Raw genomic sequence first — 23,958 nt, 5'->3', positions numbered from 1 at the left:
CCCCTGATCATTGATCAGGGGGCTTTTTTATATACGGACAATCTGTTACAATTATCCAATTTATAGTTTTATTATATCATCCAGCGGAATAGGCTTGCTCCCCAAGAAAAACCAGCTCCAAAAGCTGTTAACATAACAATATCACCAGTTTTCATCAGTTTTACATTTTCCCAGATACATAAAGGAATGGTTGCAGCAATCGTATTGCCTAAGTATTCAATATTGCTTAAAGTACGACCTTCCGGAATATTCAATGATCTGCCCACAGCATCTATGATGCGTTGGTTTGCTTGATGCGGTACTACCCAGTTGATATCCGCTACGGTTAGATTATTACGTTTCATCACCTGTGTACAAGCATCACTCATAGATTGTACAGCTTGTTTAAAGACCGTTTTACCATCTTGACGTAGGTATCTTTTCTGTGTGTCGGTATCCGATAACTTGATAGGGAATTGGGTACCACCAGCTTCAATATTTAAAAAAGCGCGTCCATCACCATTACTTCGCATGTAAGCATCCATAATACCACCTTCAACAGAAGGTTCCAATAGTACGACACCAGCACCATCTCCAAATAGAATGTTGGTCGAGCGGTCATGGATATCGACATAGGTGCTGATGTTATCTGCACCAACAATCAATACGCTTTTATAGCGACCAGTTTCCACGAGTGATGCTCCCATATCCAAAGCATATAAGAAACCTGAACAAGCAGCATTGATGTCAAAAGCCCAAACATTGTTAAGTCCAAGTTTTTCGGCAATGATATTCGCTGTTGCAGGCATAGGCATATCAGGAGTTGATGTAGCTACCAAAATAGCATCAACCTCATGTAAGTTCTTATTATACTGCTTCGCGAGATCTTCAATTGCACGAACTGCCATATCTGATGTCGCTAAATCATCTTCTAAAATGCGACGTTCTTTAATTCCAGTTCTTTTGATGATCCATTCATCATTCGTATCACATACTTTTTCTAAGTCAGAATTTGTTCGTTTATTTTGAGGGATATAACCTCCAATTGCGGTAATTGCAGCGTATAGTTTATTCGGAAGAGTTGTATTCATATACTATGGTTATCACATTTAAGTATGATTCGCCTTTTGAAATTTAGTGTAATTTACTTTTAACGATTCTTTTATTTCATGCTCCTTTAATTACTAAAAAATATGAGCAATAAAAGAGATGTAAAAATAGTATAATTTTAGCGACAGTTCCAATTAAATTTTGATTGTGACAAAATGATTACGTTATAATGTCTTTTTTTGAACCAAATTGCAAAACGGTCTAGCGATGATACCGTATAAAATTTGTTGTTTAAAATATAATTTTGAAAAAAGTATGCTAAGCAAAATATATGAAATTATCGTAATGCAATGAAAAAGGCTTAAAAAACAGTACTTTATTCCAGATTTATGCGTTGATTTCTTCTGATTCTGCATGAATACGGGAGGTTTTTAAAAGTTTTTTCTTTTCGTTGCCCTTATTGTTCACTAGGATTTCTTAAATTGTATTGACGTAGACCTTTTATTTTATTTACGATGACGAGATATCGGCATGCTTAAAACATATAAACGATGGTGAAATTTTCTATTCAAGAACCTCTCGAAAACAACAAGCTTAGACTAGTTCCACTTCAGGATACCGATTTTGAAGTATTATATGCCGTAGCAAAAGACCCAAAAGTATGGGAGCAACATCCCAATAAAAATAGATTTGAGCGGCCTGTCTTTCAAACCTTCTTTGAAGGTGCATTGCAGAGTAAAGGCGCCTATCTGGTTCAAGATAAAGCAACCGGAGCGGTATTTGGAAGTACCCGGTTTTACAATTATAATGCAGACGATAATAGTATTTTCATTGGCTATACATTTTATGGCACAAAGACATGGGGCATGGGCATTAATCCACAGGTGAAAAAGATGATGCTTGATTATATATTTGATTTTGTAGCTATCGTCTATTTTCATGTGGGCAATGCAAATGAAAGATCTAAAATAGCAATGGAAAAATTAGGAGCAAAAAATATGGGACTTGAAGAAATAGCCTATCATGGAGAACCCAATCGCATAAACGTACGGTACGCAATTAGAAAAGAAGATTATCGGCAGGCGTAATCCAAGTAGTACGCTGCATAAATTTGAAAATTAGTGTCTTCAATATAAGTCTGTTGTCCCCTTTTGGTCATACTTTATTACTTTACTTTATAATTTAGTTTTTACGATAATTATTTTAATTTACGTGGTTTCATTACACGAATTTCAACGAAATTTATATCTGCTTATCAATTAAGTAAGAATTACGGATTTTGGATGTGATTCTAACGCTTTTAAATTTCATTACTTAACGTAAGTAATTCATATACTATGGTTTATGTTTGTGAAAATAAACTAAATTTGTGTATAGATCAATTGGTAAATGGAAACATATGATAACCCAGTATTAGAGCGTTTACCCCTTCATTTGAAGCGCTTTATAGTACCCCAATATTATGAACGTTATACGGCTATCGATCAGGCCGTATGGCGCTATGTCATGCGGCAGAATTATGCCTATCTCCGTGATATCGCTTATTACCCTTATATCCCTGGTTTGCGTAAGGCAGGTTTGAGTATTGAGCAGATACCAGATCTTCGCGCCATGAACGATAGCCTCAAACAGATCGGTTGGGGGGCAGCAACAGTAGACGGTTTTATTCCACCCGCAGCTTTTATGGAGTTTCAGGCTTATCGTGTACTCGTCGTAGCAGCAGATATACGTCAGATCGAGCATATCGAATATACCCCAGCACCAGATATCATACATGAATCTTCTGGTCATGCTCCCATTATCGGAGAGCCCGAATATGCGGAATATCTACAGTATTTTGGAGAAATTGGTACTAAAGCCATGTTTTCGGAAAAAGACTTTGAACTCTATGAAGCCATTCGTAATCTCTCCATCCTAAAGGAAAGTAATCGGACAACTGCCGAACAACTCGCCGCCGCTGAAAAACAATTGACCGTTATTCAAGATAATATGGGCGAACCTTCGGAAATGGCATTGCTGAGTAGGTTGCATTGGTGGACCGTAGAATATGGATTGATCGGTACGATAGCTAATCCGAAGATCTATGGAGCTGGTTTATTATCCTCGATAGGTGAAAGTGCGTCTTGTATGCGTCTAGAAGTTCCCAAGATACCTTACTCATTATCGGCTTTAGCATATTCATACGATATAACCAAGCCGCAGCCACAATTGTTTGTGACTCCAGATTTCAAACACTTGCGCCATGTATTGGACCAGTTTGCAGATACGATGTCATTCAGGATAGGAGGAACAATAGGCTTAGAAAAAGCCATTGCTTGCAAAAATCCGTGTACCCTTGTATACAGTTCCGGATTGCAGGTAACAGGAGTTTTTCAAGCCGGTATCACCAGCACTGAAATCGAATATATCAAAACAGTAGGACCCACGGCTTTGGCTTATGCAGACAAACAATTGGAAGGCCATGGTAAAACTTACCATGCGGCAGGGTTCGGTTCTCCTGTGGGACGTTTGTCGGACGCAGAGAAGGCAATGGAAGATTTTGATGAGGCAGATCTCGAACGTTATGGTATCGAAATAGACGAGCGCGCCTTTTTAACATTTACTTCTGGGATTGAGGTGAGAGGAGTGGTCAGGTCAATTGTACGACAGAACCAAAAAATTCAGTTGATAACCCTTTCACCCTGCCAAGTTGTCGATAACAGAACCTGTCAGATTTTATTTGATCCAGAATGGGGAATCTACGATATGGCTGTGGGGGAAAAGATTGTTTCTGTGTTTTGTGGTGCTGCAGATAAAGAAGCCTATGAACAGGGAACGGCTGTGTCCGCAACCAGAACCGTTATACAAGAACTAGATCCACAATCTAGAGCGAAGGATCACCTTTACAGCATGATTCGTAAAAAAAGAATAGGCCAAGAGCGAGACGTGACCCTAGCAGAAATTTATCAAAGTATCAAACGCGATTTTCCGACAGATTGGCTTGCCTATGTCGAAACCTTAGAAATGGCTATTCACGACGAGGACCTTTCTTTAGCCGATGAAATTGAAAAACAACTTCATGATATTGTCAACGCTCATCAACATTTAACTAAACTGATATTGGATGGTATACATTTAGCGAGAAATGATCAGATTGCATTATTGCTGGGGGAGTAAAGGCTTAACTTAATCTTCATTTATATCGTTCTTCTTGTGTAGAAAATGTTTTTAATGATACTTTAAAGTGATTTTGTGATGTCATTTGTTAAGTAATATTAAACTTGAAGGTGTTTTTAAAAACATTAATGATTATGTAACATTGGGTTATCACTAGCATCATTTCAGATTTATAGTTTTACGATTATATAATTAACGTAAACTATGAAATTTTTCTACACAATGATGTTGTTGATTGTGACAATGGGTACTTATGCCCAGTCAACACTGTTGACAGGTAAGTTACTGGATGATGCTGATGACCTTTCTTTACCTGGTGCCACGATTAAGCTATTAGAAGGTAATCGCTATACGGTATCGGATCAAAACGGTCATTTCGAATTCTTAAATTTACCTGCGGGTAATTACACCTTATCGGTTGTATATATCGGTTACCAGAAGATTCAAAAAACCATTTCGGTCAAAAATGATCAAAAGAATTATTTAATCTTAAAACTATCCTCCTCTTCAATGGCATTGGATGAAGCTGTAGTACTTGGTGATATGGCTCGGGGACAAGCCAAAGCATTGAATCAACAAAAAAATAACCAAAATATCAGTAATATTATTTCTTCAGATCAAGTCGGTCGTTTTCCTGATGCCAATATCGGCGATGCGTTGAAACGTGTACCAGGTATCACGATGCAAAATGATCAAGGAGAAGCACGTAATATTATTATCAGGGGATTGGCACCCCACTTAAACTCAGTGAAGATAAATGGTGATCGTATTCCTTCTGCAGAAGGTGATAACCGTAATGTGCAAATGGACTTGATTCCTTCCGATATGGTATCTACCATTGAAGTCAATAAAACATTGACACCTGATATGGATGCAGATGCAATCGGTGGCTCGGTTAACTTGGTTACCCGTGCTTCGCCAAATGGTCAACGTATCTCGGCTACTGTAGCGGGTGGATACGGGCCTATTCGTGAAAAAGGAAACTATACAGCTGGACTTGTCTATGGTAACCGATTTGCCAATAATAAATTAGGAGTCGTTTTGAGTGGTTCCTATAACAATAATCGCTTCGGTTCGGATAACGTGGAAGGCGTATGGAAAGAAGGGGAGAAGGGACAAGTATTTATGAGTGATATGGAAGTTCGTAAATACGATGTGCAACGTATCCGTAGAAGTACAGCATTGGCATTTGATTATAAATTCAATGAAAAGCATATGTTGTACGCAAATGCGATGTACAACTGGCGCGATGATCGCGAAAACCGCTACCGCCTCAGATATCGCAAAATGAATCCTATATATGACGATCAGGAGAACATAACAGGAGTAACGGGAAATTTAGATCGCGAGACCAAAGGTGGTATTGACGATAATAAAAATAAAAACAGTCGTTTAGAAACCCAAAAGGTACAGAACTATTCCATCGGTGGCGAACATTTGGTCAGTCCTAAGATTGCACTGGATTGGTCGACAAATTATGCTGTAGCAAGTGAAGACAGGCCTCACGAACGTTATATCGCTTACGAAGTAGAAGACGTAGCGATGACACAAGACCTGAGCAATACCCGTTTTCCATTAGTCACCTCTGTTGGTGATAAAGCAGAGGATTTTAAACTGGGAAAAATTTCTGAAAATGATAATTACACCGAAGAAAGTGAGTTTGGTGCAAAGATCAATGTACGTTTTCCTTTCTCGGTCATTAAAGATCAAAAAGGACGCATCCGAACAGGACTTCGTATGCGTTTGAAAGATAAATCTCGTGACAATATCTTTTATGAGTACGAACCCGTAAATGCAATGGGCAACCTGAATACAGTTCCAAACAGTTTCTATAGTGGCGCGGGTTTCCAACCTGGTAGTCAGTATATCCCAGGAACTTTCGTGGATCGTAACTACCTTGGGAATTTAGACCTTAAAAACTCGTCCCTTTTTGATGAAAAAGAAGCACCAGAGGAATATTTGACAGAAAACTATCAAGCAAAGGAGAAAATATTTGCAGGTTATGTACGTTGGGATCAGGATATCAATGAGAAATTATCCATGATTATTGGGGCAAGGGTAGAGCATACCAAAATTGATTATACGGGCAATTTTGTTCTGGATGAAGAAGATTTGGAAGGAAGTGTTCATAATAAAAATAATTATACCAATGTGCTTCCAAATTTATCATTCAAGTATAATGTAGACGATTCTTTTGTCTTACGTACTGCATTCACGACAGCATTGGCGAGACCCAATTATTATGCATTGACTCCATATGTCAGTGCTATATCTGAAGATATGGAAGTATCTGCCGGAAATCCCGGTCTGAAAGCGACCTATTCTTACAACTTTGATTTGATGGCAGAGAAATATTACAAATCCATTGGATTGATTTCTGCAGGTGTTTTCTATAAGAACTTAAATGACTTCATCTATACTTACGTAGACAAACAATATACAACAGACAAGTTCGATGCAAGCTTTCCAGATCAAAAGAATCCAATCCCTACAGGCGAGAATTGGGAGTTTGTACAACAGCGTAATGGTGACAATGTGGATGTTTATGGTTTTGAAGTGGCTTTCCAACGTCAGTTGGATTTCTTACCAGGAGCTTTCCTAAAAGGTTTCGGTGTATACGTGAACTATACCCACACCAATTCCAAAGCTAAGGGTATCACCAATGAAGAAGGGGAAGAGCGCTCAGGTGTTAAACTGCCCGGTACAGCACCGCATATGTTCAACGGTTCATTATCATGGGAAAATAACAGGTTCTCATCCAGAGTATCATTGAACTATACCGCTGGTTATATCGATGAATTAGGAGGAAGTGATTTTGAAGATATATTCTATGGCAAACAATTATTCGTAGACGCTAATGCTTCATATAAAATTACTAAGAAGCTACGCATCTTTGCCGAAGCCAATAATTTGACAAATCAACCTTTACGCTACTATCAAGGTATCGCATCACGTACGAGCCAGATGGAATACTATCAAGCTCGTTATAACTTAGGGCTTAAGTTTGATCTATAAGTTCACGATATAATGCCACAATTAATCCTGCATGGACAAAAACCGTCATGCAGGATTGCTTCATATAGCTCAAAAACAAATGATTGACATGAAAAAATACACATTACTCACCTTATTTGCCGTATTGCTATTGCAGCAATCCTTTGCACAATCAACTATTCAGCAAGAAGAACGCTTATCAGGTTACAAAGGAGACTTCACACCAGAAGTCACGTTACCCAAAGATGGTTTTACATTTTTAGCCTTGGGCGATTTCGGTCGAGTAGGTGAATACTATCAAAAGGATGTCGCAGCAGAATTAGGTCGTGCAGCCATTACCCTCGATGCCGAGTTTGTGGTATCTGTAGGCGATAACTTTTATCCTTCAGGCGTAGCCAGTACACAAGATCAACATTGGAAGTCTTCATTTGAAGAGATCTATACGCACCCTAACCTCTATAAAGATTGGTATGCGATTTTAGGAAATCACGATTATAGGGGCAGTACCAAAGCGCAAATCGATTATACACAAGTGAGCCGAAGATGGAATATGCCAAGCCCATACTATAAGAAGAAATTTGAGTTGGAGGACGGTAGTACATTATTGATGCTTTTTATGGATACCAATCCCTTTATCGATGGTTATCATGGCAATAGTGAAAAATATCCCGATTTGGCAAAGCAAGATACTGCAGCTCAGAAAAAATGGTTGATCGAATCGTTATCGGATACCGATCCAAACATTAAATGGAAAATTGTCGTAGGTCACCATCCCCTCTACAGTGGTGGTAAACGTAAGGAAAGCAAGGATACAAAAGCCTTTGAAGCGAAATTTGCAGGTATTTTTGATCAATATGGTGTGCAAGCCTACATCTGTGGACATGAGCATGATTTACAGGTTATCCGTCCAAAGAATCGTTTTACAACACAGTTTTTAACTGGAGCAGGAAGTGAAGTGAGACCAACAGGACAACGCGACGGAACACTTTTTGCAGCTGCTGAACCTGGTTTTATGGCCTTTACGATAGCAGGTGATACCCTATTAGTCCAAACCATACAAGCAAAAACTGGTGCTACAAAATTATTGAACAGCATCAGTATTAAATCAAAATAACACTCAATAATAACCCGAAAGATAATGAGATCAATACAATTTTTTTACGGATTAGCTGTTTTAGCAGTAGCGACATCATGTAATGACAAGTTAACACCGGTAGCATCTAATGCACTCCAACCAGCAGTAGTGACCGAACAAACCGAATACGATACCGATGATCCTGCCATTTGGATCAATCCGCAAGACCCAAGCAAAAGTTTGATCGTAGGTACGGATAAGGAAATCAACGGAGGCTTATATGTTTATGACCTTAAAGGAAAGATTGTGAATAAAGTAACCGGTTTACAACGTCCGAACAATGTAGACATTGCCTACGGTTTAGTAATCAATGGCGAAAAGGTTGATGTTGCGATTACCACAGAACGTAAATCACATCAATTGCGCATGTATAGCCTTCCTGATCTAAAACCATTAGATGGCGGTGGAATTGACGTGTTTGTTGGAGAAAAGGGAGAAGCTGAACGTGACGGAATGGGAGTTGCTATCTATACCAAGAAGATCGATTCTACAACCAATGAAATCTATGCAATCGTCGGTCGGAAATCGGGTCCTTCAGGAAGTTATTTATGGCAGTACAAATTGAGCGGTAAGGCAGATGGTACCATTCAGGCCGATGTTGTACGTAAATTTGGTACCTACAGTGGCGCTAAAGAAATTGAAGCAATCGCTGTTGATAACGAATTGGGCTATGTCTATTATTCGGATGAAACCGTGGGTGTTCGTAAATATTATGCTGACCCCACTTTGAACAATAATGAAGAATTGGCTCTGTTTGCACAAGGAGAAGCGAAACGCGACCATGAAGGAATCGCTATCTATAAAACAGGAGAAAAGACCGGTTACATTTTGGTTTCCAACCAACAGAACAATTCTTTTTTGGTTTACCCAAGAGAAGGTGAGGTTGGAAACCCTAATGCCTATAAATTATTAGCTGACATACCTGTTTCAGCAGTAGAATGTGATGGCGCAGATGCAACACATGTCAATCTAGGACCTGAATATCCGAATGGGATATTGGTGGCCATGAGCAACGGACAAGTATTCCATATCTACGATTGGAATAGTGTTCAGCAACGTATTCAAGAAGGTAAGTAACCTTCTTTTTACAGCATCATATTTCCAATAAAAGCACCTGCCATGCTACGATCAGCTCACCTTGATCCAATAGTGTGGCAGCGTGCGTTTGGAGTTGTTTACGTCTTAGTGCTGGGTCTTCTTTTGTTTCTTCCCATATGGCTAGAATTTTGGGGTTTTCCATTAAGATAGCTTCATCCGTCAAAATCGGCATTTGCTCGACATTGGCCAGTCTGCCCAATTGATTACCCGTCAGGATATCCGAGAATCGGATATGTTCCGGTAATGCATCTACACCAATCCCCAAATTGCGTAAGGGTTTGGGCACCTCAAAGAGCGATTCTTTCGTAACCCGAGAGTACCAATTACCTCCTAAACGGGCAACAAGATCTAAGGCATCCTGGTCTATTTGATGTTGGTCATTCAATAGATCTTCGTGAATATGCATGCGGACTATCTCGGCAATGATTAAGTTGCCACTACCAGGCCCATCTCCGAGAGTGATGATATCATGTACTTTACATTCCAATTGTACCGGAGACTCTGCCACACGAGGAGGTCTAATCAATTCGGAAGCAATCGGCGTAAACCCCGATTTATCAAACTCATTGATACCTTTTCCATATTCGGTACTCGCGAGCGACTGTTGTTGCACCATGGCATAGTTGACGATATTGATGACCACTTCTGGTATTTCATGGATATTATCCAACGTATGTTTTGTAGATCCATCCCGCATACGAAGCAAAGGAGAAAAGACACAGATAGGTGGTTGTTGCGACATCAGGTTAAAGTAGCTAAAGGGGCTTAAGTTGACATCACCTGCCTCGTCTATGGTACTTGCAAAACAGATAGGGCGAGGGGCAATGGCATATTTGATCAGATTGTCAAAAATAGCTTGCTGCGTGCTGGGGTCGATAACCGTTGTTTTTCTTTGTGCCATAAGTAGTTGTGTGCTGATTTATTGATGATATTAATCTTTTGCTGCAACAATTTGATTGTGCAATTGACCTAAGGCGGTCACCTCCATTTGTATATGGTCACCTTCCTGTAACCATTGTTCCGGGTAAGTGATATCGTTTAATTTTCCTGTCCCGTTGAGTTCCAGAAAACAGCCCGTACCCACCGTTCCAGACCCAATGACATCTCCAGGGTACACCTCTACACCATAAGAAACACGTGCTATGATTTCGGCAAATGTCCAATCCATATCGCGGAGATTGCCGCTAGAAACCAATGTTCCGTTTACGCTACAGCTCATGGCCAGATCATAGGTCGCTCCGACGTGTCCTGCAGGCGGATCAACACGATATTGTTCCAGTTCATCTGTTGTCACTAAACAGGGACCGATTACCGTGGCAAAGTCTTTCCCTTTGGCCGGTCCTAAATTCAGTTTCATCTCTTCCATCTGTAGGGTACGCGCACTGATGTCGTTCATGATCATATAGCCAGCGATGTAAGCATCCGCTTCGGATGCAGGTATGTTTTTACCCTGCTTATGTAGAACAATAGCGACCTCCAATTCAAAGTCGAGTTTATCGAAATGCTTGGGCATACAAGCTACAGGGCCAGGGCCACAGATAGCACGGTGATTGGAAAAATAGAATACCGGAAATTCATCAAATTCAGGAATCATCGGTAGTCCACGATTTCGACGTGAAGTAGCTACGTGTTGACGAAAAGCATAGGCATCACGTAAAGAACTTGGGTGGGGTACAGGAGCGAGTAAGCGGCTGTCTTCCACTGTCAAAGGCAACTGTTTGTTGCTAGAAGAACAAAGTTCCTGATAGGCATGATGCATATCGGACTTGATCGTAGCTGCTGCATGCAAGTACTGATCCATACTGTCTGGAAAATGTACATCAACCTCCTGACAGGGATAGATATGTTGGTCTATCAAAAAAGCAAGACGCTCATTTTCATTCAGCATACAGGTTACAAGTCTCATAAAATTGCGAATATATTTTTCTAAATCGGTACCCGAGCCATTAACCACTATTTTTGGTTTGAAAAAGCCCGTTGATGCCATGATGCACGACGTAATTAAGTTAAATATAGGGAGTTCGCTGTTAATTTCAGGTATTTATTTGAAATATATAAAATTAAAATATTATATTTGATATAAGCAAAAATTCTCAAAAAACAGAGGAGATAGCGATACATCTACCAAGGTTTGATTGTATAAAAAAATCCAATTATGAACACCAACAGGGTCACATGTCCTCGAATCATTTTAGGAATGAACGCTTTTACAAAGGCGTTGATTGCTGATATGGTGTTTGCGCAGTATTAACGTCGTTCTCTCTTCTTATTCATCTGTACCCTGATATTTTGGTACAGATAGATCCACATCCATTCATTTCATCTTTTAATTTATTCCCTTATGCCACTTTATCATCAATTGGGGAAAGTACCTCCAAAAAGACATACCGTATTTCGGAAACCCGATGGTAGCTTATATTCCGAAGAATTGGTTTCTACGCATGGGTTTTCCAGCACCTACTCGTTGGTTTATCATTGCCATCCACCCACTTTGGTCAAGCAGATCGGAGAACCCTATGATGTATCGCCAAAAATAGCACGACGAAAGCACTTAAAACATACCAGTCTGAAAGGGTTTGCTATTCAAGCAAAAGATGATTATTTGGAAAGTCGGGTTCCTGTTCTGGTCAATGATGACCTACAGATTTCCTTGGCTGCTCCAAGGCAGTCCATGAGCGATTATTTTTATAAAAATAGTCAGGCAGACGAGATTCTTTTCATCCATGAAGGGTCAGGTGTTTTAAAGACGGGTTATGGGCAGATTCCATTTGCTTATGGCGATTACATTGTGATTCCCAGAGGTGTTATTTATCAACTTCATTTTGATCGACCTGACAATCGCTTGTTTATCATCGAATCTTTTTCACCCATCCGCACGCCTAAACGCTATCGGAATGAATTTGGACAATTGATGGAGCATGCTCCATTTTACGAACGGGATATCAAGAGGCCCATGCAATTGGAGACGATAGATGAAATGGGAGACTTTGAAGTCCGAATCAAAAAACAGGGATTGATCTACCCTTATATATACGGTAGTCACCCCTTTGACTTCGTTGGTTGGGATGGCTACCATTATCCTTGGGCGTTCTCTATTCATGATTTTATGCCCATTACAGGGAAGCTACATCAGCCACCTCCAGTACATCAAACCTTCGAAACCGATAGTTTTGTTGTCTGTAGCTTCTGTCCAAGGCTCTATGACTATCATCCCGACTCCATTCCGGCGCCATATAGCCACAGCAATGTGGATTCTGATGAAGTCTTGTACTATGTGGATGGCGACTTCATGAGCCGTAAAAGTGTGGAACGGGGGCAGATCACCCTGCATCCAGGTGGTATACCACATGGTCCTCATCCAGGTACAGTAGAAAAAAGTATTGGACAGAAGCAAACACAAGAATTGGCTGTTATGATCGACCCCTTTAGACCCTTAATGCTCACGGAAGAAGCTTTGGCAATTGAGGATCCAGACTATTTCAAATCGTGGTTAAGTGAGTAATAGTAAATGAAAAACAAACCTTAATAAACAGATATACTTATTATGAAACAGACATTTGCAGAGAAAATAGCCTTGGCACAAGACTTTCTACCCATCAATGGGACGGATTATATCGAATTTTATGTCGGCAATGCCAAACAGGCCGCACATTTTTATAAAACAGCCTTTGGTTTTCAGTCCGAAGCCTATGCCGGACCCGAAACAGGGGTACGCGATCGTGCGTCCTACGTTTTGCGCCAAGGAAAGATACGATTGGTATTGACAACGGCATTGCGCTCTGACCACCCGATATCCGAGCATGTAAAAAAACATGGTGATGGCGTTAAAATACTGGCCCTTTGGGTAGACGATGCAACCAAGGCTTTTGAGGAGACGACTAAAAGAGGGGCTAAAGTATATCAAGAACCGCAAGTATTGACCGATGAGTATGGCGAGGCTATTACTTCAGGGATCTATACCTATGGGGAAACGGTTTCATCTCTTTGTCGAGCGTAAAAATTATAAGGGAGTCTTCTTACCAGGTTACCAAGTTTGGGAAAGTGATTATCAACCAGAAGCAGTCGGCTTGTTATATATCGATCACTGTGTAGGCAATGTCGGGTGGAATAAAATGAATGAAACAGTGGCGTGGTACCAACAGGTGATGGGCTTTGTCAATGTATTGTCTTTTGATGATAAGCAGATCAACACCGAGTACTCCGCATTGATGAGTAAAGTGATGAGCAATGGAAATGGCTATGTCAAATTTCCCATCAATGAACCAGCAGAAGGGCAGAAGAAATCGCAGATTGAAGAATACCTGGATTTTTATGAAGGAGAAGGCGTACAGCATGCTGCCTTGGCGACGCAGGATATTGTGCAGACTGTAAAAGCATTAAAGGCACGTGGTGTGGAGTTTTTGGGAGCACCACCAGAAGCCTATTATGATATGTTGCCAGAGCGCGTGGGTCAAATTGATGAAGAGATCCAGATCATTCAAGATCTTGGGATTTTAGTGGACCGTGACGATGAGGGCTATCTCTTGCAGATCTTTACGAAACCAGTAGAAGATCGGCCCACTTTATTTTTTGAAATTATACAACGTAAGGGCGCACAAAGTTTTGGAGCCGGCAACTTCAAGGCTTTATTCGAAGCTATAGAGCGCGAGCAAGCAAAACGTGGAAATCTTTAAGGTTATAAAATAAGACAAGCTAAATACAAGAATGGCTAATATGAAAGACATGAAAGATTTACTGCAGGCTTTTGAAAGCAAAAGACCCGAAATCGTATTTGAATGGAAAGATACGGAAACCGAAGCAGAAGGCTGGGTCATTATCAATTCATTACGCGGAGGTGCTGCAGGCGGGGGTACACGCATGCGATTGGGCTTGGATAAAAATGAAGTTGAATCGTTGGCAAAGACCATGGAGGTGAAGTTTACCGTTTCAGGACCACCTATTGGTGGAGCGAAATCTGGAATTAACTTTGATCCATCAGATCCACGTAAAAAAGGGGTATTGGATCGGTGGTTTAAAGTGGTCACACCATTACTTAAAAATTACTACGGTACGGGCGGTGATCTGAATGTCGATGAAATCCATGATGTCATTCCCTTGACCGAGCAATATGGTCTTTGGCATCCGCAAGAGGGCGTGTTGAATGGGCATTTCAATGTGCGCGAAAATGAAAGGATCCATCAGATCGGACAGTTGCGGTATGGCGTTTCAAAAGTATTGGAAGACCCTGCATACAGTCCGGATATGAAGCGTAAATATAAAATTGCCGATATGATTACCGGTTATGGCGTAGCAGAGGCTGTTAAGCATTTTTACAGATGCTATGGTAACGATTGCGTCAGTAAAAGTGCGGTAATCCAAGGTTGGGGCAATGTTGCAGCGGCAGCAGCTTTCTATCTGAGTAAGATGGGGGTTAAGGTCGTCGGGATTATCGATCGAGCAGGAGGCTTGATCAATCCTTTAGGTTTTACAGAAGCCGAGGTCACAGCCTTGTTCCTCAATCGAAAAGGGAACGAGCTGTGTAGTCCAGATTTACTTTCTTTTGAAGAAGTAAATAAAGAGATCTGGCAGATTGGAGCTGCTATCTTCATACCTGCTGCTGCCTCGCGCTTGGTCTCCAAGGAGCAGGTTAGCGAATTGGTGACACATGGGTTGGAATTGATTGCTTCGGGTGCCAATGTCCCTTTCTCAGATCGCGAGATATTTTATGGTCCCGTTATGGAATATGCAGATACGCAAGTCTCCGTCATTCCCGATTTTATAGCCAACTGTGGCATGGCCCGTGTTTTTGCCTATCTCATGCAACCTAATGTCGAAATCAGTGATGATGCCCTGTTCTCCGATGTCTCTCGTGTTATCGGGCAAGCAATCGATCAGATTAGAGCGGTCTCGGATTCAAAGACACATCTTTCATCCCGAGCATATGAAATTGCACTCAAACAACTTGTTTGAGGCTAGCACATTATGCAACAGCTATAAAAAAAGCATTTGCGATTGTGCAAATGCTTTTTTTATAGCTCATCCAATTGGATTCATCTTATTCTCCTTTTTTCGGCTGGATTTCTTTTGTGTCATTTGTCTGCATAGCATTCATTTTTAAGTTCTCATCTCTTAAATCTTCCTCTTTTAGTTCATCCAATATGATTTTTAATTGCCCGAGATAGGGGCCATAAAGATATTTTGTCCATGCAAGAGTAGTTAGAATAACAAAGATACTGACAAACAAACTGATAGTAATGAAAGAAATTATGGCTTCATGCGAGTTCGCGGAAATATCTTCTCCTCTTTGCAATAGCATGCTATAGGAATAAAAGCCATGAGCAGCAAATGCGATTGGGAGAAGAAGAAAGGTAAAGGCATGATAGCGCTCTATGTTAAGTTTAAATTCATAGTATATTTCCAATAGATTATCCTTTGTACCTGCAGTATAATGATTAATCTTATTATAAAATAATCGGAATAGGTTCATATAATAAACTGAAATAACGATGGATATTACGTAAAAGGCGTAGTAAAATGCATATAAAGATGGATTTATTTTCAATAATTGTGGAGCAAAGGCTGCAAGTAGGATACATGTAGATTGCATATAAAACTCATTTTTCATATTGCGTTTCAACTTATCCAAAGGAAGCTTAGCTGCACCAAGTTTCTTTATTCGGGATGGAATACGCACATTATCTGTATTATCTGCATTCCAAGCCGATTTTAATTCATCAAGATTCATAACCTATTTTTTTTATGATTTGCTGTAATTTTTCTTTTGTTCTATTGAGTTTTACTCGTACATTTCCTTCACTTATACCGAGCTGTATACCTGTATCACGATGGGATAGTCCTTCCATAAAGTAAAATATCAAAGCCTTTTCCACCCCATTAAGCTGTTGGATAGCGCGATAAAAGATCTCCAGTTGCTGGTCTTTTTCGGGGTCATAATCTTCCTGTTCCGGTTCTTTTGCTGTGTTGTAGTTGTAAACATCACTTCGCCGTTTTTCTTTTTTGAAGGAGGAAATAGCGGTGTTGATTGCCACTCGGTACATCCAAGAAGAAAATGCGCTCTCTCCTTTAAACTTGGGGTAGGATTTCCATAATTGGATGATGATTTCCTGTTGCAAGTCTTTTCGATCTTCTGGATTGTCCATATATAAGCGAGCGACCTTGTGCAAGATACCCTTGTGGACCTCCAACAAATCGAGAAATGCTTTTTCATCCAAATAATCCACCACCATATTATGCTGTCGCCAAAGGTTGAAGTGAACTCGTCAAGATTCTATTCATAGCTTTTTCTTTAAGTATCTATTTTTGGTTTTATTAATTAATCAATCAGTAAGTACAACCTCACGTTAATTCGTTACAAAATATTTGCAATTCATAATTACTGTCCCTAGAATATGGTTTTAATTGTCTGGAGAAGAAGAATTCCGACTTAGGATCTTAGTAAGTTTCAGGTCCTGTTATGATGTAAAATGCTCTGCATAGTACACTAACATATACAGGGCAGATAACTATAGGATTAAATACTGTCAATGAGGTACCAGATGAGTAATGCACTAATAAATATCAGTCCAAATGTAGCTACCGATAGGAGTGGGTTGGAACTTTCAAAAGCATCTGCATTGATCTCTTTTCTTACTTTTTTATAGTTGAGGTAAGCCATTAATGCCGTAATGGCACCAAGCGCAACTAAGGTGACACCAATTTCGGCAGAATAGCCTTTCTGACTGCTATGTTGAGGGTTGTTTAGCATTAGGCTGACTTGCTTTACAAACAAAGAGAATTTTACAACGACAAAACCAAATCCCATGATTCCAATACTGGTTCTTATCCAGGCCAAGAAGGTACGTTCATTTGCCAAGTGATCACTCGTCTTTTTTTGAGGTTGTTTATCCATATCAGTTCTTTTATACTATGTTAACAATTAAAGTGGAATATTGATTTTGATCTTTCCACCTCCCATTTCTGGGATGAATAGCGGGTTTGTAAGATAAAGTTAACTAAATGGTCATTAAAAATGAAAATGCCCAAAGCGGGGAGCTTAAGGCATTTTCTAACCAATTATTAATCTAAATTATGAATAAAAGTTATTTCAAATGTTGTGCCAGAAATTATACTTATCGTTATTTAATGTATTGCAATAATAATATTACAGAACCTATAATAATTCTAGTTACTTTCTTTACTTATCTTCTCTAATTGATAAGAGTTTTCACCCAATTTTGTCAATTTAAGCGATGCACCGGCTTCAAGTGCTAATTCATGAGCGGCCTCTTGTCCCAAACTAAGGACATGTGAACGATCTCTTCTATACGAAAAAGCACACTCATATTCATTGTTAATCCGTATTCTTATCTTTTTTGTTTTATTTGGGAACAAGCTTTTCAAATCCTTTGTAATCCTGATTTGATTTTTAGTGACATCTTCCGCAGTAATCAGATTTCCTTTCGTAGGTATAATTGCTGTTTCCAAAGCAGTACTAGGAACCTTCGTCCCTTGATCAGTAGCATCATCTTGTGGGCTCTTTGTCTGTGCATTTTCAGTTTGAACAGGAGTAGCTTTTTGTTGATTCTTGGCGTTTGCTGCTTGAACAGGAGCATTCTTTTGCTGACCTTTTGTCTGTGCGTTGTCAGCTTGAACAGGAGCAGTTTTTTGTTGATTCTTAGCGTTTGCTGCTGGAGCAGGAGCATTGTTTTGCTGACCTTTTGTCTGTGCGTTGTCAGCTTGAACAGGTGCCGCTTTTTGTTGATTCTTAGCGTTTGTTGCTGGAGCAGGAGCATTGTTTTGCTGACCTTTTGTCTGTGCGTTGTCAGCTTGAACAGGAGCAGCTTTTTGTTGATTCTTCGTGTTTACAACTGGAGCAGGAGTATTGTTTTGCTGACCCTTTTTCTGTACATTTTCAGCTTGAACAGGAGCAGCTTTCGTTTGATGCTTTGCATGCGTATGAGCCGATTGAGTTGAAGTCGTACTTTCCTGATGCTTTGTATGTGTTTGAGCAGGTTGAATAGGCTCGACGTTAGTTGATACGGGTTTGTTAATGATATTGCGGATGTAGTAATTTTTTATTCTCGACTTTTCCGAATTACGGACATCGATTTCAAAATCCTCTTTATACGCTTTAAAAAGATGGGATATCTTTTCATATCCATAATTGCGCGCATCAAAGTCTGGTTTCCTTTTATTAAATAGACTTCCTATTTCACCTAAAAATGCCCAACCGCTTTCATCTGCAGTATCATCCACCGTATCTTTCAACAGTTTCCAGTGTTTCTTCATCCAAAGCTGAAATTTTATGTTGATCAACAGGAGTAGGGGTCGTGGTGGTATTCGTATTCGTATTCGTATTTTTCTTTTTTACTACTTTTTTGGAGACTTCTTTCTCCAATATTTCCACATAGATAAACTTATCACAGGAAGATATAAACGGTTTCGGAGTCTTTCTTTCACCTATACCTATCACTAATTTACCTGATTCACGTAATCTGGTTGCCAATCTTGTGAAATCGCTATCACTGGAAACAATACAGAAACCGTCTACGCGATCCGAGTGTAAGATGTCCATGGCATCGATAATCAAAGCCGAATCGGTTGAGTTTTTGCCCTGCGTATAACTGTACTGCTGGATCGGAGTGATCGCATGTGTTAAAAGACTGTCTTTCCAGTTTTCAACATAAGGACTGGTCCAGTCTCCATAAATACGCTTTATCGTAGGGATCCCGTATCGTTTTACCTCGTTTAATATCTCTTCTATTTTTTTGTAAGAGATATTGTCCGCATCGATCAAGATCGCTATTTTTTTTTCTGTTTCTTCTGGCATCCCTTGTTTCTTTAATATGCTTTATCTATTGAATTTCAGTGGAATTCTAAGATATTTATTTATATTAATTTAATTTGCACGAAGCATAGCTGCTGAAAATAGCAAACCTATACACTTCGTCGAAAAGTATTCTAATATTATTTTAACTTCTCTTCTCTTGTAAACTTAGATAAATTTGCTTAGATACACAATATAGCAGTGTCGATATAAAAGCAAAAAGTCACATTATTTACGCATTTTCTCAAATAATTGGGCACCTTGGTATCCAATCATTCCAACTGTCCTATATTTACAGGTCACCCTGTTTTATTTATTAACCTCAACCTCAGACCATTCTTTTCTATTAAAATCTTGCTATTTTTGTTGAAATTTTAGATATATGTTGATCATTGATTCTCCCTCCAATAATGCTTATTTTAATATAGCGTCTGAAGAATATTTATTGTATAAATATCCAAAAGCAGATATTTTCTTATTATACATAAACGCACCTTCGATCATTATTGGTAAATTTCAAAATACCTTAGCAGAAATTAACCTCGATTATGTGCAAGATCAAGGAATCAAAGTCGTGCGACGGATGTCGGGTGGAGGAGCCGTTTATCATGACCTTGGCAACCTAAACTTTTCCTTTCATACCCTTTTAGGAACCAATGATTTTATGGATTTCTCAACCTTTACACAACCCGTAGTATCCTTATTGAATCAGATGGATATTCCTGCGAAACTGGAAGGAAGAAACGATTTGTTGGTAGAAGGGAAGAAATTTAGTGGAAATGCTAAACTCGCTAAAAACGGGAAAATGATCCAACATGGCACGCTCCTAATAGACTCACATATGGAGGTGTTGGGCGATGCTTTGAAAGTGAATCCACTGAAATTCATAGATAAGGCTGTGAAGTCAAACCGTGCCCGGGTGATCAATCTCAGCGAGTACCTCCCAGAAAACATCAATACATTATCTTTTAAGCAGCTGTTGATTGCTGAGATGATGAAAAATAATCCTGAGGCAACGATGTATACCCTAAACGATGAAGATATAGCGGGAATCGAGCAATTGGTAGCAGACAAATATGCTACGTGGGAGTGGAACTTCGGAGCTTCACCAAATTACAATTTTAAGAAAGCATTAAAGATACCAGCCGGATTCATCGAAGTACATTTGGATGTGCACAAAGGTCATATCGAAAAAGCGAAGATATTTGGAGATTTTTTTGCCTCAAAACCAATTGAAGAATTGGAAAACATATTGATAGGAGAAAAACATGATATTGCCCATATTGCCCAACTGCTCGAAGGACAAGATATAACGGCCTATTTCGGAAAAGTAAGTGTAGCCGAAGTATTGGAATTGTTTAAGTAAGCCGAACACATACTTCTTTGTCCGACCTTATCAAGCCAGTTTATTGCAATGCGTAATTTGAAGGAGTCAGATCTGACCTCTTTTATTTGCCGTTGTGCGATAAAGGATTGGATTTAAAAGGATGCTTTTAATACAAGTGCGCTCTTTTTAACATGTAACTGACAAATGAGGGTATGGCGATTAAATCTTTATGGCTAAGTTTGCCGCTTTGGGCATCAAAATTTGAAACTTACCGTTTTTCATGTTTTGATGCCCATTGATTTAATATTAATACGTCATGATTGCCGAACTAGAAGACAAAGAAATAAAACAGATTTATCAAACATCTATTATCCAACAAACGGCCTATTGGTCTGAAGTAAAAAGACTACAAGGAGTCACTTCAAAAGCATTCAATTTCAAAACGAAATTTGCAGATCTCTATCCAGAATCTGAAGATACGACCTATTTTGTTGGCGATTTATTGATCCTGATCCAAGCAGTAGATCAAGATCATAGCATTGCTTACGTACCCTATGGTCCAGAGGTGGAGCCATCGGTAGAAAATCAAGGATATTTCTTAGAGCAATTGTCTGAAAGTCTACGTTCTAGTTTGCCGAAAAACTGCATCATGATCCGATATGACCTATCCTGGGAGTCGCATTGGGCAAAAGATGATGATTGTTACGATTTAAACGGTAATTGGTTGGGTGTGCCCGATAAAAAGATCCAAGAGATAAGATTTAACTTCAATACCAATCATTGGAACTTAAGAAAAGCCAATACCGATATCTTGCCTTCCAATACTATATTTATGGATCTGAAGAAAGATGAAGATACGTTGTTGGGAGCTATGAAAACCAAGACGCGTTATAACATCAACCTTTCGAAACGAAAGGGTGTGAAGATTCGTTCCCTAGGTCTGGATAGTTTGGCGATTTGGTACGACTTATACCGACAAACTGCCGTTCGTAATAATTTCTTTTTACACGATATCAGTTATTTTAGGATTGTACTTTCCGCTCGGGCAAACGATACCCTTTCTCCAGCAGATGTTTACCTGTTGGTTGCGGAGGTGGATGGTCTGCCCTTAGCTGCGATGTTTTTAGTCGTTTCGGGCAAGCGTGGTACTTACTTGTATGGAGCATCCGCTACAGAAAACAGAAATTATATGGCCACATATGCTTTACAATGGCGCGCGATGCAAATGGCAAAAGATAAAGGATGTACCGAATATGATTTCTTTGGTATCGCGCCACAGGCAGATACAGCACATCCTATGTATGGTCTCTATCGTTTCAAAACAGGCTTTGGAGGGGAGATATTCCATCGTATGGGCTGTTGGGATTATCCTTTGGATAATGAAAAGTATAAGTACTATACGTCTATGGAATTTAAGAATCAAAGTTATCATTTGAGCTAACAAAAAAAGTAGGTGTACCGATTCGGTACACCTGCTTTTTTATACCTCCTACACCATCTATGCTGCAGCATCCACATTCCAACCGGAAAGGATTCCCCCGTAAAAATAAAAAGTAACGTGAAACTTCTTGTTGCTTAATTTGTCCGTCACAAGGTAGCGCTCGGTCACATCATAAGAAGCTACTTTTTTGAAACTCGACAGTTTCACTTCAGGTAGATCAGTTTGCGATGTCGCGTTAGGAACCATTTGCTGAATCTTGGCCGTGATTAATTTCATGATACCCTCTTTTTTGAATGGGTTTCTTTCCACCTTATTGTTACCCACGATCGGCATCACACCCTTATGTGCTGCTTTTTTAGCTTTAGCCTGTGCGGTATAATTTCTAAATTTCTCTTTAATTTTAGGGTCACGAATGCTGTTGACCGTAAAGAGCGCTATTCCTTGAGCACCATGGTTCAATGCCTCATCCATTTCAGTGAACATAGCATCGCTGTCACTCGCCATAAGCCCACAATATAAACTGGTCATTTCATGCTTATCTTTTGCATTTTCAATCGTACAGTCCCTTACAAAACTTGGGTCTTCGGTATAGAAACTGCTATACACCATTGGGAATGCCATATCCAAATGCCATTTTCCCCAATCCTGTCTTACCATACGAGAAGCCATTTTTGGAGTAGGAAATGGAGAAGCGGCCATTGTTTTGCCACTTGCATGTACCACATCTGCAATCATATTGGCTACATCGGTAATCTGGTCACAACGAAATTGTCTCCATTTAAGATCGCTTGAAGGGTCTTTTTGTTCCCTTGGGTCATACCCATATTCGTCTTTAAATTTTTGGATAGCTACTGGATGATAACCATAGTCCCAAGCGGCATATTCACGATCTTGAACAATATTGTATTTAGGCCACAGTGTTGTTGGCAATACGACATCTACATAACGGTTGTAATCGATCGAGATACCGCTCAATCCTTCCACCGCGCAATAAGATGCGATCTTCTCTTTGATATAATCCTTCACCTCAGGTAAGACAGGCGATAGGAATTTGTAGTATCCCACATATGCAGTTGTGTCGGCTAGGCTTTTTCCATTTCGATTGACACTAAACCATTCAGGGTGGTCCTTCAATATTTGGTCGCGGTCATGTTCCAAGTTCAGTGTCCATAACCAAGCTATTACTTTGATTCCATATTTTTGAGCTATGGGGATCGCAACTCTATAATCATCGGGAGTAGGAGCATTGAGCATGACACCTTCAATGCCAAGATATTGCATTTCATGGCACACAGAGTCAAAATTATGACCAGGTCTGTAATCCAACCAAGTCCAGAACATAGGTTGATCTTCACTTTTTCCAGTTTTAGCCTCTGCGCTGGTCAATAGAAATAGTCCGAATAGAAAAAGAACGTATACACGTACTTGTAGGTAATGGCGATGATTCATAATCGATAGCTTTATTGATACAATCTGATGATTGTATTTTGATTCATATTTTCAAGTCGCAATATAATTATTTTAAGTTAAATCAATTGGCGCATTATGTCTTTAGTGTATTTTCTGATGGAGCAGCGGAGGATGATCTTTTTGAGATGCTCGATTGGAATTAGGGTTGTGCTATGCTGACTTGTGTTATTCAATGAATTCCATAGGGTACAAAAAAAACGCCTGAAGTGGGGAACCCCAGGCGTTTTTAACTAACCAATTATTAACCTAAATTATGAATACTTACTTAACGCATAAATTGTACCTGATGGTACAAGGCCCCCTTTGATTTAACACATTTTAACTTTTTTCGCCTAAAATAAGAGATTAAAGAAAAATTATCTGTTGAAATAGCTACATTTATTTTTTTACGATCAGATTCCTACGCTATTTTATATTGGACTGAAATAGCTCGTAATTTTAAGATAATCATCCGAAATAGGGCATTATTCTTGAAGCGAGTTTGAATAAGAGCTAAAATTGAA

The 23,958-nt window shown here is 39.5% G+C and carries 21 protein-coding genes; 12 read left to right on the top strand and 9 right to left on the bottom strand.

The genetic code is table 11. The features are described 5' to 3' along the window. Window positions 1-71: 71 nt before the first annotated feature. Window positions 72-1,070 (bottom strand): beta-ketoacyl-ACP synthase III, encoded by a 999-nt coding sequence (locus tag ACFX5U_RS15830; protein WP_400261376.1) that lies wholly within the window; start codon window positions 1,068-1,070, stop codon window positions 72-74. A gap of 510 nt (window positions 1,071-1,580) precedes the next feature. On the opposite strand from ACFX5U_RS15830, the gene ACFX5U_RS15825 reads away from it, so the two are divergent. The 5 genes from ACFX5U_RS15825 to ACFX5U_RS15805 all read left to right on the top strand — a co-directional run bounded on the left by ACFX5U_RS15825 (window position 1,581) and on the right by ACFX5U_RS15805 (window position 9,391). After that, on the top strand, window positions 1,581-2,117 hold the full coding sequence (locus tag ACFX5U_RS15825; protein ID WP_400261375.1) for a GNAT family N-acetyltransferase: 537 nt from the start codon (window positions 1,581-1,583) through the stop codon (window positions 2,115-2,117). A 301-nt stretch (window positions 2,118-2,418) separates the two neighbouring features. Next, entirely contained in the window at window positions 2,419-4,185 is a 1,767-nt protein-coding gene (locus tag ACFX5U_RS15820) for an aromatic amino acid hydroxylase (protein ID WP_400261374.1), read from the top strand. 204 nt (window positions 4,186-4,389) lie between these two features. Then, complete coding sequence (locus ACFX5U_RS15815) at window positions 4,390-7,200, top strand: TonB-dependent receptor (RefSeq protein ID WP_400261373.1); 2,811 nt, start codon at window positions 4,390-4,392, stop codon at window positions 7,198-7,200. An 88-nt stretch (window positions 7,201-7,288) separates the two neighbouring features. Further along, a complete protein-coding gene (locus ACFX5U_RS15810; RefSeq protein WP_400261372.1) occupies window positions 7,289-8,293 on the top strand; it encodes a metallophosphoesterase in 1,005 nt (334 codons plus the stop codon). Between the two features lie 24 nt (window positions 8,294-8,317). After that, the gene (locus tag ACFX5U_RS15805; protein WP_400261371.1) at window positions 8,318-9,391 is read left to right on the top strand and encodes a phytase; all 1,074 of its coding nucleotides are present in this window, start codon (window positions 8,318-8,320) and stop codon (window positions 9,389-9,391) included. Window positions 9,392-9,407: 16 nt separating this feature from the next. Here ACFX5U_RS15805 and ACFX5U_RS15800 read toward each other — a convergent pair whose 3' ends face one another. Then, window positions 9,408-10,313 carry a flavin reductase family protein gene (locus ACFX5U_RS15800; protein ID WP_280566027.1) on the bottom strand — a complete coding sequence of 302 codons (906 nt, stop codon included), beginning with the start codon at window positions 10,311-10,313 and terminating at the stop codon, window positions 9,408-9,410. A 30-nt stretch (window positions 10,314-10,343) separates the two neighbouring features. Continuing rightward, a complete protein-coding gene (locus ACFX5U_RS15795) occupies window positions 10,344-11,399 on the bottom strand; it encodes a fumarylacetoacetate hydrolase family protein (RefSeq protein ID WP_400261370.1) in 1,056 nt (351 codons plus the stop codon). Between the two features lie 354 nt (window positions 11,400-11,753). On the opposite strand from ACFX5U_RS15795, the gene ACFX5U_RS15790 reads away from it, so the two are divergent. The 4 genes from ACFX5U_RS15790 to ACFX5U_RS15775 are packed head-to-tail and all read left to right on the top strand — an operon-like array spanning window position 11,754 to window position 15,361. Further along, on the top strand, window positions 11,754-12,914 hold the full coding sequence (locus ACFX5U_RS15790; RefSeq protein ID WP_280566030.1) for a homogentisate 1,2-dioxygenase: 1,161 nt from the start codon (window positions 11,754-11,756) through the stop codon (window positions 12,912-12,914). 42 nt (window positions 12,915-12,956) lie between these two features. Further along, window positions 12,957-13,409 (top strand): VOC family protein, encoded by a 453-nt coding sequence (locus ACFX5U_RS15785; protein ID WP_400261369.1) that lies wholly within the window; start codon window positions 12,957-12,959, stop codon window positions 13,407-13,409. Beyond that, entirely contained in the window at window positions 13,342-14,085 is a 744-nt protein-coding gene (gene hppD / locus ACFX5U_RS15780) for a 4-hydroxyphenylpyruvate dioxygenase (RefSeq protein ID WP_400261368.1), read from the top strand. Before ACFX5U_RS15785 ends, hppD begins: the two co-directional genes overlap by 68 nt. Window positions 14,086-14,116: 31 nt before the next feature. After that, a complete protein-coding gene (locus ACFX5U_RS15775; protein WP_400261367.1) occupies window positions 14,117-15,361 on the top strand; it encodes a Glu/Leu/Phe/Val dehydrogenase dimerization domain-containing protein in 1,245 nt (414 codons plus the stop codon). Window positions 15,362-15,446: 85 nt separating this feature from the next. On the opposite strand, the gene ACFX5U_RS15770 is transcribed toward ACFX5U_RS15775, so the two are convergent. The 5 genes from ACFX5U_RS15770 to ACFX5U_RS15750 form a co-directional block, all read right to left on the bottom strand. After that, window positions 15,447-16,136: a hypothetical protein gene (locus ACFX5U_RS15770; RefSeq protein ID WP_400261366.1), complete on the bottom strand. Its 690-nt coding sequence runs from the start codon at window positions 16,134-16,136 to the stop codon at window positions 15,447-15,449. Next, complete coding sequence (locus ACFX5U_RS15765; RefSeq protein WP_400261365.1) at window positions 16,126-16,638, bottom strand: RNA polymerase sigma factor; 513 nt, start codon at window positions 16,636-16,638, stop codon at window positions 16,126-16,128. The genes ACFX5U_RS15770 and ACFX5U_RS15765 overlap by 11 nt, the downstream gene beginning before the upstream one ends. A gap of 284 nt (window positions 16,639-16,922) precedes the next feature. Further along, window positions 16,923-17,300, bottom strand: a complete 378-nt coding sequence (locus ACFX5U_RS15760; protein ID WP_400261364.1) for a YidH family protein — start codon at window positions 17,298-17,300, stop codon at window positions 16,923-16,925. 272 nt (window positions 17,301-17,572) lie between these two features. After that, entirely contained in the window at window positions 17,573-18,679 is a 1,107-nt protein-coding gene (locus ACFX5U_RS15755; RefSeq protein WP_400261363.1) for an OST-HTH/LOTUS domain-containing protein, read from the bottom strand. Then, a complete protein-coding gene (locus ACFX5U_RS15750; RefSeq protein ID WP_400261362.1) occupies window positions 18,639-19,220 on the bottom strand; it encodes an NYN domain-containing protein in 582 nt (193 codons plus the stop codon). Before ACFX5U_RS15750 ends, ACFX5U_RS15755 begins: the two co-directional genes overlap by 41 nt. Window positions 19,221-19,599: 379 nt before the next feature. Here ACFX5U_RS15750 and ACFX5U_RS15745 point away from each other — a divergent pair, with 379 nt between their 5' ends. Then, on the top strand, window positions 19,600-20,583 hold the full coding sequence (locus tag ACFX5U_RS15745; RefSeq protein WP_400261361.1) for a lipoate--protein ligase: 984 nt from the start codon (window positions 19,600-19,602) through the stop codon (window positions 20,581-20,583). Between the two features lie 277 nt (window positions 20,584-20,860). Next, entirely contained in the window at window positions 20,861-21,985 is a 1,125-nt protein-coding gene (locus tag ACFX5U_RS15740; protein WP_038699932.1) for a peptidoglycan bridge formation glycyltransferase FemA/FemB family protein, read from the top strand. A gap of 57 nt (window positions 21,986-22,042) precedes the next feature. On the opposite strand, the gene ACFX5U_RS15735 is transcribed toward ACFX5U_RS15740, so the two are convergent. Next, window positions 22,043-23,434 (bottom strand): family 10 glycosylhydrolase, encoded by a 1,392-nt coding sequence (locus ACFX5U_RS15735; RefSeq protein WP_280566042.1) that lies wholly within the window; start codon window positions 23,432-23,434, stop codon window positions 22,043-22,045. Window positions 23,435-23,448: 14 nt separating this feature from the next. On the opposite strand from ACFX5U_RS15735, the gene ACFX5U_RS15730 reads away from it, so the two are divergent. Then, window positions 23,449-23,598 (top strand): hypothetical protein, encoded by a 150-nt coding sequence (locus tag ACFX5U_RS15730; protein ID WP_400261360.1) that lies wholly within the window; start codon window positions 23,449-23,451, stop codon window positions 23,596-23,598. Window positions 23,599-23,958: the final 360 nt, after the last annotated feature.

The sequence above is a fragment of the Sphingobacterium sp. SG20118 genome (genome assembly GCF_044740685.1).
GTDB lineage: Bacteria > Bacteroidota > Bacteroidia > Sphingobacteriales > Sphingobacteriaceae > Sphingobacterium.
This window is presented reverse-complemented; position numbering and strand designations above follow the sequence as displayed.